Annotated in this window: 12 protein-coding genes and 1 tRNA gene; 4 read left to right on the top strand and 9 right to left on the bottom strand. The window is 62.0% G+C overall.

Translation table 11 applies throughout. From position 1 onward, the window contains the following. Together ACLP2E_RS00505 and ACLP2E_RS00510 are read right to left on the bottom strand one after the other, a co-directional pair. Nucleotides 1-76, bottom strand: a tRNA-Lys gene (locus ACLP2E_RS00505). Between the two features lie 131 nt (nt 77-207). After that, nucleotides 208-1,410, bottom strand: coding sequence for a GNAT family N-acetyltransferase (locus ACLP2E_RS00510; protein WP_442464838.1), 1,203 nt, complete (start codon nt 1,408-1,410; stop codon nt 208-210). A gap of 100 nt (nt 1,411-1,510) precedes the next feature. Here ACLP2E_RS00510 and ACLP2E_RS00515 point away from each other — a divergent pair, with 100 nt between their 5' ends. Continuing rightward, nucleotides 1,511-2,560 (top strand): polysaccharide deacetylase family protein, encoded by a 1,050-nt coding sequence (locus tag ACLP2E_RS00515; protein WP_442461026.1) that lies wholly within the window; start codon nt 1,511-1,513, stop codon nt 2,558-2,560. A 12-nt stretch (nt 2,561-2,572) separates the two neighbouring features. On the opposite strand, the gene ACLP2E_RS00520 is transcribed toward ACLP2E_RS00515, so the two are convergent. Next, nucleotides 2,573-2,779 carry a DUF2842 domain-containing protein gene (locus tag ACLP2E_RS00520; protein WP_442461027.1) on the bottom strand — a complete coding sequence of 69 codons (207 nt, stop codon included), beginning with the start codon at nt 2,777-2,779 and terminating at the stop codon, nt 2,573-2,575. Between the two features lie 107 nt (nt 2,780-2,886). Here ACLP2E_RS00520 and ACLP2E_RS00525 point away from each other — a divergent pair, with 107 nt between their 5' ends. The 3 genes from ACLP2E_RS00525 (at nt 2,887) to ACLP2E_RS00535 (ending at nt 5,389) form a co-directional block, all read left to right on the top strand. Continuing rightward, the gene (locus tag ACLP2E_RS00525) at nt 2,887-3,429 is read left to right on the top strand and encodes a Spy/CpxP family protein refolding chaperone (RefSeq protein ID WP_442461028.1); all 543 of its coding nucleotides are present in this window, start codon (nt 2,887-2,889) and stop codon (nt 3,427-3,429) included. A gap of 114 nt (nt 3,430-3,543) precedes the next feature. Next, complete coding sequence (locus ACLP2E_RS00530; RefSeq protein WP_442461029.1) at nt 3,544-4,599, top strand: COX15/CtaA family protein; 1,056 nt, start codon at nt 3,544-3,546, stop codon at nt 4,597-4,599. Nucleotides 4,600-4,663: 64 nt separating this feature from the next. Next, a complete protein-coding gene (locus tag ACLP2E_RS00535; protein ID WP_442461030.1) occupies nt 4,664-5,389 on the top strand; it encodes a hypothetical protein in 726 nt (241 codons plus the stop codon). On the opposite strand, the gene ACLP2E_RS00540 is transcribed toward ACLP2E_RS00535, so the two are convergent. From ACLP2E_RS00540 to ACLP2E_RS00565, 6 genes are all read right to left on the bottom strand, one after another. Next, nucleotides 5,380-5,847, bottom strand: a complete 468-nt coding sequence (locus tag ACLP2E_RS00540; protein WP_442461031.1) for an acyl-CoA thioesterase — start codon at nt 5,845-5,847, stop codon at nt 5,380-5,382. The genes ACLP2E_RS00535 and ACLP2E_RS00540 overlap by 10 nt on opposite strands. Before the next feature lie 177 nt (nt 5,848-6,024). After that, on the bottom strand, nt 6,025-6,279 hold the full coding sequence (locus ACLP2E_RS00545; RefSeq protein WP_442464839.1) for a DUF1467 family protein: 255 nt from the start codon (nt 6,277-6,279) through the stop codon (nt 6,025-6,027). Between the two features lie 30 nt (nt 6,280-6,309). After that, nucleotides 6,310-6,714, bottom strand: a complete 405-nt coding sequence (gene mce / locus ACLP2E_RS00550; RefSeq protein WP_442461033.1) for a methylmalonyl-CoA epimerase — start codon at nt 6,712-6,714, stop codon at nt 6,310-6,312. Nucleotides 6,715-6,874: 160 nt separating this feature from the next. Further along, on the bottom strand, nt 6,875-8,542 hold the full coding sequence (locus ACLP2E_RS00555; RefSeq protein ID WP_442461034.1) for a ribonuclease J: 1,668 nt from the start codon (nt 8,540-8,542) through the stop codon (nt 6,875-6,877). Nucleotides 8,543-8,669: 127 nt separating this feature from the next. Continuing rightward, nucleotides 8,670-9,428: a biotin--[acetyl-CoA-carboxylase] ligase gene (locus ACLP2E_RS00560; protein ID WP_442464840.1), complete on the bottom strand. Its 759-nt coding sequence runs from the start codon at nt 9,426-9,428 to the stop codon at nt 8,670-8,672. Between the two features lie 4 nt (nt 9,429-9,432). Beyond that, nucleotides 9,433-9,876, bottom strand: a 444-nt coding sequence (locus ACLP2E_RS00565) for a proton-conducting transporter transmembrane domain-containing protein (protein ID WP_442464841.1), incomplete at its 5' end; no start/stop codon positions are given.

The raw sequence follows: 9,876 nt of genomic DNA on the forward strand, positions 1-9,876 counted from the left end.
TGGTGAGCGCGATGGGACTCGAACCCATGACCCTCTGATTAAAAGTCAGATGCTCTACCAGCTGAGCTACGCGCTCCCTTGCGGGCGAAACGGGAAGTACAGGGCTTCTTCCCCCCGGTCAATAGGACGATCAATTGGCGCCTCGCCTCGCCGCCCTGCGAACGTGAAGAAAACGCGTCAAAGCAAAAGCCAGAGCCCTGCTCCGATTTAATTGGAGCGGAAAAGGCTCTGCCCCCGTCGCATCCTGTCGAACAGCCGCCAAAGGCTCGGATTTTGCTTGATCGTCGTTTTCGCAACAAGGCTCGCAACGAAAAAGGGCTGCGCCAAAAGCCCGAAAAAGCTGGGGGCGAAAAGCGTGTCTGCAATGGATTCGACATCGTCGCAAAAAGTTTTCTTGTAACGAGCGTCTCCAAGGCCGAGATCGAATGCCGTGACTTTTCGCGCGCAGGCGTCGCGCAGGACATGGCTGAGCAAAATCTCACCGGGACTGCACTGGGCGATGGGTGGATCGGCGTCGAAGGAATTGAACAAAGCTTGCAACCGGCCGCCGTTGAGCCCCGCCGCAAGAGTGGCGATCACACGGCCGCCCAGCGTCAGAGCATGAAGCTCGACCGCCGGCGCCGCGCCTTCGGCGCCAAAGGAGCTCAGCGCCGCATAAAAGTCCTGCGTCGCCGCTGCTTCGGCCTGATCGGCCAAACCGGCAAAGCGGCGGCTTTTCTGCCGGAAAAAGCTGTCGAGAATTTCCTGCGCCTGCGCCTGGTTTTTGGCGCGAAAATAGGACAGTTCGCCCATGCCGGCCAGGCGCTTCTCCTTCTTGCGCCACTTTTTTCGCGTGGCGGCGGAAAGCCGCGTCGCGAGCCACGCGTCGCCGTCCTCGCCCAGGGCCGTGGCGTAAGCATGGTCCGCGCCAGATCGATGCGGTAGCAGGGTCAAGGGATTGGCTGCGCCGCGCCAAAACAGCGGCATGTTCAAAAGGCAATAGAGATGCGGGCCACCTTTCGCGCGCGCCGCTTCGCGCAGCAGAAGGCGCAGATCCCGCGCGGAAAATGCGGCGTCCCCGCGAAACAGGCCGAGATTGTAATTGGCGTGCTTGCCCCCGAGAAATTGAGCCACGCGCAGTGGTCCAAAGCGAAAGAGGCCCAGAGGCAGCAGCGCTAGCGGCGCGCCACAGGCGTCACGCGCGACAATGAAGAAGGGCTCGACCTTCTCCTTGGCGCCGAGATGTTCGAGCCAGGCCAGCAGGAATTTTTCGCTTTGATAGAAGGAGCCGCGACCCGCCGGCGCCAGTGTGCGCCAGACCGCGAGCGCGTCGAGAGGATTCCGGCAAACCTCCAAGCCGGCAAAAACCGCCCTGTCCGGGCGGGAAGCGGCTTGGCGCGGCCAGTCTGTTTGCGGCGCGGTGACGAACATATGGCGTCCCAATTCGAGGTGGAAAGCGCTTTCTAGCAACGAAAGGTCAACGCAAGATTGCTATCTTGGGTTGTGTGGCGGGTTTCGAGTTGTGGCAGGAATGGCTCTGAAGCAAAATCTGATCGCGGCGGGATTCGGCCTGTTTCGCGCAACCCGTTTGCATCGCCTCGCCAGCCGTCGCTTTCGTGGCAACGGCGCCATCCTGACTTTTCATCGCATACGTCCCCCCGAAGGTCGCGGCTTCGCGCCCAACGCCCTGCTCGAGATCACGCCCGAATTCCTTGATTGCGTGCTGACCCGCCTGCGCGAAAACGGGATGGAAATCGTTTCGCTCGACGAGGCGGCGGCGCGGATCTCCTACGGCGAGGGCGCGCCTTTCGCGGCGCTGACGTTCGACGACGGTTTTCGCGATGTCGTCGCTTATGGCCTGCCGGTTCTCGAGCGCCACGACGCGCCTTTCACCTGCTACATCGCGCCGGGTTTCGCCGACCGCACAGCGTGTCCGTGGTGGATTGAACTGGAGGCGACGACAAACCGGCTGGACCGGATCGAACTGGAGCTCAACGGCGCGCTTCTGTCGCTGCCGGCGAAAAGCGGAAGAGAAAAAAGCGCCACATTCCAGCGCCTCGCTCTTCGGCTGCGAAAAGGCGACGAGGAAAATTTCATGCGATCTATCGCGCGCGAGAATGACCACGCCTGTGTCGATTCGCATGCGTTGGTCGACAGAATGTGCCTCGACTGGGACGAATTGCGCGCCCTGGCCTCGCATCCGCTGGCGACTATCGGCGCCCATACGCTGACCCATCCGCGCCTGGCGCGATTGCCGGAGGACGCGGCCGTATTGGAAATGGCGGGAAGCCGGGAAAGACTGGAGCAAGAACTAGGTCGGCCCTGCCGGCATTTCGCTTTTCCATACGGCGACGCCCGATCGGCGGGGCCGCGCGAATTCGCCTTGGCCGAGAAGCTGGATTTCGTCACTGCGGTGACGACCCGCCCCGGCATGATCTTTCCCGAGCATGGCGCGCACAAGCGGGCGCTGCCGCGGCTTTCGGTGAATGGCCTGTGGCAGGACGCCCACTGTTTCGACGCGCTTTTGTCCGGCGCGCCATTCGCCTTGTGGAATCGCGGCCGCCGACTCAACGTCGGCTGAAAAAAGAACTTCTCAGTCTCGCCGCTCCATCCACAGGATCAAAGGAATCAGCGGAACCGCCCAGCCGAGGCCGAGCAGAGCGAAAATGATAGTTCTCCAGAAGCCGGATTCGACCTGCATGGCGGTCTTTTGCGCCAGCACCATGGCCACCAGCGCGTAGACGACGACGAACAGGACCATGAAAATCGTCCCGATCAACTTCTTGCTGCGGTTGCGCATCAAAATCCTCTTGTCGCGTTCATTACAAGTTCATTCCCGATCGGGCAAATTACCATCCGACGCGCCGCCATAACGCGCGTAATCAGGAAAGCTCCTGGGAGACCAAGATGCGTATTTTAAAAATTTCCGCCCTCATGCTCGCCTGCGCCGCTGGCGCGCTGGCTCTTTCGCCCGCCCGCGCCGAAATGGATGAGCACGGGGGGCCGCAGGCCGCAATCGAGAAAATGTGCTCGGACACGGGCATGAGTGAAAAAATCGTCGAAGAGCAGGCTGTGATGGCCGCGCGCATTGGCGTTCGCCTCCAACTGACCGACGCCCAGAAGGCCGCTTTCAAGGATCTGCAGGATACCCGCGCCAAGGCCCACGCCGACGCCAAGGCCGAGCTCTGCGCCAGCAAGCCCGACTTCTCGTCCTTCGAGAAAAGGCTCGCCTTCCGGGGCGCCATGCTGCAGCGCCGCCTCGACACTTTCAAGACCGTGGAGCCCAAGCTGCTCGCCTTCTACAACAGCCTCGACGACAAGCAGAAAAAGGAATTTGCGGAAATGCGTCAGCACATGATGCATCGTGCGATGGAGCACGGCTGGCGCCATCACGGCGGCGGCGAGGGCTGGAGCCATCACGAACACGAAGACAATTCCGACGACGAGTGATCCCGTCACCTTTTTTGAGGGCAGAACCGCATCGGCGCCCGCCGGTGCGGTTTTTTCTTTGCTTCCCCTGGCGCTCTCGGCCTAAATGCCGCCGATAATTCGCCGGAACGCGACATGCCGAATCGAAACCAGCACAAGGTTCAACAGGCGCCCGACCCCTTTCGTGGCGTCCGCCTGTGGCTTTGGCTCGTCGCCGCCCTCATTCTCGCCATGGTGGTGGTCGGTGGCGCAACGCGGCTGACCGAATCCGGCCTGTCGATCACCGAATGGAAGCCGCTGACCGGCGCCCTGCCGCCCCTCAAAGACGCCGATTGGCGCGAGGCTTTCGAGAAATACCAGCAGATCCCGCAGTATCGCGAATTATTCCCGGACATGGACCTTGCCCGGTTCAAGACCATCTACGCGTGGGAATGGAGCCATCGCCTGCTCGGCCGGCTGCTCGGGCTGATTTTCGCCATCCCCTTCCTGTGGTTTCTGGCGCGAGGAAAAATCGTCGGCGAATTGCGCTGGCGGCTTGCCGGCATTTTCGCCCTGGGCGCCCTTCAGGGTTTCGTCGGCTGGTGGATGGTCTCATCCGGCCTCGTCCATCGCGTCGAAGTGGCGCAGGAGCGCCTCGCCATTCATCTTCTGTTGGCCAGCGCGACTTTCGTCGCCGTGCTGTGGACCGCCGCAGGGCTCCAGCCCAATTACCGAGATTCGCTTGGCTGCGGCGCGCCCCGCCTGCGAGGCGAGGCGAGCGCCATCCTGGCTCTGGCTTTGGTCCAGATCGGCCTCGGCGGTCTGGTCGCCGGCCTGCGCGCCGGTCTGATTTATAACGAATGGCCGCTGATGGACGGGCGTTTCATCCCGCCGCTTGACCATTTGTTCAAACTGACGCCGTGGACCGCCAATTTCCTCGACAATGTCACAATGGTGCAGTTCCAGCACCGCATGGTCGCCTATTTATTGCTGGCTCTGGCTTTCTTTCACGCGATTCACGCGCAGCAACCGGCACTGGGACGGCGGGCGGCGCGGCGCGCGATTCTGCTGGCGCTTTTCATATTGCTTCAGGCCGGATTGGGGATCACCACCTTGGTGCTCGCCGTGCCCCTGTGGGCGGCTTTGGCGCATCAGGCCATGGCCATGGGCGTTCTCGGCATGGCTACAATCCATCGGCGGAAGATGGCTTGAATCGCCAACTCAGGCAGTTCGCGCTTCACCGGGCGATCGGGCGCTTGCGTGCAGGGAGCGGCCCATGAAATCCATTTTCATCGCTTTTTTGATCGCATTGGCGGCGCCGCCGGCCTGGGCGGGAAATGTTGCGCCGACGTTACGGAAGATGCCCAACCTCGCCAAAAACGCCGAGGCCTTGCCGATGCTGGTCGGCAAAACAAAAGCGATCGCCAAAATCAATCGCGCCTTGCGCGCCGCCAACCGGGAGCAACTCAAGGACATGGCGGATTGTCTGCGCGATTCGCCGCAAGAGGGCTATTGGTGGGAGCAAGGCGTCGATGCGCCCCTGCTCGGCGCCAGCTTCGTCAGTTTCTTCAGGCACGGAAATGTATCCTGCGGCGGCGCCCATCCCAATTTCATCATGGACTCCCTGGTTTTCGATCTGAACACCGGTGAACGAGCGGACTGGAAAAAGCTGCTTCCCTCTGAACTCAAGGAGGAGCCCTCCGACGCGCCGCCAACGCCCAACGGGGTCGCCTCGCCGCGTTTGCAGGCGCTTTTCGTGGAGCAGTCGGCAAAGGAAAGCCCGGAATGCCAGGAGGAATTCGCACATCAGAAATTGACTTTCCAGCTGTGGCCGGACGCGAAGGAAAAAGGATTGGCCATGCACGCCTGCTGCCTGCCGCACGCGGTGGAAGGCGTCTGCTCCGGGCCGGTGACCATTTCCCTGGAAAGACTAAAGCAACTCGGCGTGAACGCGGCGCTGGTCAAGGATATCGAAACGGGCAGCAACCAAACTCAGGACTGATTCATCTTCCCTGGCGCGCGCATCAGATAAGCCCGCGCCTCGTCGGAAAACGGCTTCGAGCGCCGCGTCGTCACGTCGGTGAGCACGACGATGGATTCCGCAGTGGCGACGCAGACGTCCCTCTGGAACAGCGCCTGGGAGATGCGCAGCGAACTGCGCCCGACGCTCTCGACATTGGCGCCAATCTCGATCTCGCCGGGCCAGATCATTTCCCTGCGATAATCAACCAACAACCGCGCCAGCACAAACGCGCCGTCTGGTCCGCACAGATCGACTTCGCTGTTCAGCAAGAGTTCTACTCGGCCGGTTTCGAGAAAAGTGACAAAAACCGCATTATTGACGTGGCCCTGCCGGTCGGTGTCGCCATAGCGCAGTTTTTCGCGCGCGATATGGGTGAAGTCGCTCAATTTCGGGGCGGGTCCTGGCGGTGAATTGGAAATCAACGAAGTTTGTGACATGACGCCTTCCGGAAAGGTTTATTCTTTTCCCGCGGGCCGCGACTCGCTCGGCCAAAATTTCCCCTATGTTATCCGTCATTTAACAGGACAAGAAAAGCCCGGGCCGAGCTTTTGCCGGCGACGTCGCTTTGCTTAAATGCAATCGTTTTTACGGCCGTTTTTTCTCGGTCGCAGGCTTCAGCCCAGCCAGTTCGTCAGGACGACGATGAGCGCATAGACGAGCCCCGCGAGGAGCGTGGTGGCGACAGCCTTTTTCGCCAGCATCGGCGCGACCGGCGCGCCAGGATCGGCCCCTTTGGGCAGGTTCTCGGCTTCTTCCTGATGGTTGCGGACGCCAAATGGCAGCACCACGAACAGGCAGACCCACCAGGCGGTGAAAAAAACCGCCAAAGCCATTGGCAGGGAGAAGGGGGCGAAATTGAAACCCGACATTTCCTCGACCTTCCCCCTTACTTTAACGATTCACACCTGCTCGATTTCGACCAGGGTTCCATTGAAATCCTTGGGATGCAGGAACAGCACCGGCTTGCCGTGGGCGCCGATCTTCGGATTGCCGTCGCCAATCACCCGCACGCCGGCGCTTTTAAGTTTTTCACGCGCGGCGTAAATGTCTTCGACTTCGTAGCAGACGTGATGCATGCCGCCGTCGGGGTTTTTTTCGAGAAACTTGGCGATCGGCGAATTGACGCCGAGCGGCTCCAGCAACTCGATCTTGGTGTTGGGCAATTCGATGAAAACCACGGTTACGCCGTGATCGGGCTGCTGCGTTGGAGCGGACACCTTGGCGCCGAGAACGTCGCGATAGGTGGCGGAAGAGGCGGCGATATCCTTGACTGCGATGGCGACATGGTTGAGACGGCCAATCATTTAAGACTCCTTCATTTTCTGTTGATCGCGACAAGTCGCGTTCAACGAATCCCTCGCATCAGCCACATAGGGCGGCGTCTTTAGACGCCCGTCTAAAGACGGGCTTTGGTCGCATTCGCTCCTAGCAATTGCGCATCGGCTACGCCATTGCGCAATCGCCTTAAACTTCGATCGCCAGAACATGGACATGCGGCTTCTTGCCCCAGGCGTTGGAGACGGCGGCGCGCACCGCGCGCTCGACCGCCGTGCAGGCGGCGTCGGCGTCCTTTTTCTTTCCGCGCGGCAGCCCGTCGAGGGTCTGGAATAAGGCGCGATCCACCACTTCGTCCATTGGACGATTGTCGCGCGTCATCGTAGGCAGGCCGAACATCAGCACATCGGGCGTCCCGGCGATATCGCCTTTCGCGGTGACCGCGAAAGCGATGGTGACGATGCCGGCGGCGGCGAGGCGATGGCGCTGGCGGAAACAATCGTCCGTCTCGGGAAGGATCACCTCGCCGTCGCGATAGAGCCGGCCATGGTGGATTTGCTGCAGATGCGCCGGCGCGTCGGGGCCGAGCGAGATCATGTCGCCGTTGTGCGCCACCAGAACCTGCTTGACGCCCAGCTCACGGGCAAAATCGGCGTGCACGCGCAGATGCAGCGCTTCGCCATGGGCGGGAACGGCGATTTGCGGCCGCAGCCATTCATAGAGCTTCGCCACCTCGCCCCGACGCGGATGACCGGAGCAATGGACCAGCGCATCGCGGTCTGTGATCACGTCGGCGCCCTGCAGGATAAGGGCGTTGACGATGGCGTTCACTTCCCGCTCGTTGCCGGGAATGCTGCGCGAGGAAAAGATCACCAGATCGTTGGCGGAGAGTTTTACCGGATGGTCGCCCCTGATAATGCGCGACATGGCGGCGCGGGCCTCGCCCTGGCTGCCGGTGGCGAGAACCAGCACGCGATTGGGCGGGAGGCGCGAAAACGAGTCCAGCCCCAGCAGTTCCGGCACGCCGTCGAGAAAGCCACATTCGCGCGCCACATCCATGGCGCGCTCCATGGCGCGGCCGGCAAGGACGATCTGGCGCCCCGCCCTGTGCGCCGCGAGACAAACCGAGCGCAGCCGCGACACATTGGAGGCGAAAGTCGTGACCAGCACGCGCCCCTTTGCCGCCGAAATCTTTTCGGACAACACCTTGGCGACCTCTGCTTCCGAAGGGCTTTCGCCGTCGCGCAGGATATTGGTGGAATCGCTGATCAGGGCGCGCACGCCCTCATCGCCAATCTGCTTCAGCCGCTCGATATCGGTGGAGCGGCCGAGGCCGGGATTGGCGTCGAGTTTCCAGTCGCCGCTGTGCACCACGGTCCCCGCGGCTGTGCGGATCACCAGCAGGTTGGATTCCGGAATCGAATGCGACATCGGCACGAATTCGATCTCGAACGGCCCCAGCGTCAGACGCGAGCCCTGGGCGACGATCTCGATCGGCACATTCGGCGCGCCGGGTTCGGCGAGGCGGCGGGTATGCAGAAGGCCGGCGGCGAATTTTGTAGCGTAGACCGTGCAGCCAAGACGCGGCCACAGCGCGGCGATGGCGCCGACATGATCCTCATGGGCGTGCGTGATGATGAGGCCGAGCAGGTCTTTTTTGTTCTTCTCGATGAAAGCGGGATCGGGCAGGATCAGATCGACGCCGGGCATGTCGGCGCCGGCGAAGGCGACGCCGCAATCGACCATGATCCATTTGCGCTTGCCGGGAGGGCCAAAACCGTAGAGCGCGGCGTTCATTCCGATCTCGCCCAGGCCGCCAAGCGGGGCAAACACAATTTCGTCAGTTCCAGACGCCATTTCTTGTTCTTTCACCGGTCTTGATCGCCCCAAAACCTGGGCGCCCTGCCCGGCTTTTTGCAATGCTTTCAGAAGTTTCGACTTTGGTTGCGGTGACATTGGGCGATCCGCCGCCATCGCGCAAGTTTTAACCTAATGCGACATCTCCCGCCTCTATGATCTCCACTGCCCCGTCGGCGGTCTCCAGCAGCATCCGCCCCTGCGCGTCGACGCCACGAAAAATCCCCTGTCTTTGCGAGCCATTCCGGCTGACCCGGACCGGGCCGCCAATTCCCCCGGCGTAGTCCAGCCACACGGCGCGGATGGCGGCGAAATTCTCTCCGCGCGCCCAGATTTCCAGCCAGTCGACGACAAAGTCCGACAGGGCGGCGAACAAGGTTTCGCGATCCGCCGAGGCCGCGCCGATGCTCCTGAGACTGGCCGTCGGATAGGGCGCTTCATCTGGCGAGGACTGGCAATTGACGCCGAAACCGATGACGCAGCCGAACAGGCCAGAGGGCAGGCAGACCCCTTCAAGCAGCAGGCCGGACAATTTGGCGCCGTCGTAGAGCGCGTCGTTCGGCCATTTGAGTTTCAGCTTTCCGTCGCCGCCGAGCATTTTCCGCAGCGCGGAAGCCAGGGCGACGCCGGCGACGAAGCCGAGTTGCGCCGACAGCGGCGGCGGCGCCGGATCGATCAGCAGCAGACTGGCGTAGAGATTGCCCGGCGGGGAGCGCCATTGCCGGCCGAAACGGCCCCTGCCCCGCGACTGTTCGTCGGCGACGATCCACAGCCGTCCCGGATCGCCCAGCGCAACCCGGCTCATCGCCTCGTCATTGGTCGAGCCGAGCGCCGCGAATTCCTGCAGCCGGTATCCGGCCGCCGAAGCTTTTACGCCCAGCTTCACTTAATCAGAACAAAGACTTCGCCGCCGACGTGGCCGCCTGGACCAGCGGAGCCGGATAGACCCAGAAAAGCAGCATGGCCAGCGAAGCCAGGGCCAGCACCGTGCGCTGGGTGAAGGTCGCCTTGTCGAAGGCCGGCGCGGCTTCGTCGAAATAGATGATCTTGACGACGCGCAGGTAATAGAAGGCCGCCACCGCGCTGGTGAGAACGCCGATCACCGCCAGCCAGTAGAGATGCGCCTCGACCGCCGCCATGAAGACATAGAACTTGGCGAAGAAGCCGGCGAGCGGCGGCACGCCGGCGAGCGAGAACATCAGCATCGACAGGAAGAACGCCATCGCCGGGTCGGTTTTCGACAGTCCGGCGAGATCGGTGATTTTCTCGACCGGCCGGCCGTCGACCCGCATCGACAGGATCGCGGCGAAGGCGCCGAGCGTCATCACCATATA

The sequence above is a fragment of the Rhodoblastus sp. genome, from assembly GCF_052145335.1.
Lineage (GTDB): Bacteria > Pseudomonadota > Alphaproteobacteria > Rhizobiales > Beijerinckiaceae > Rhodoblastus.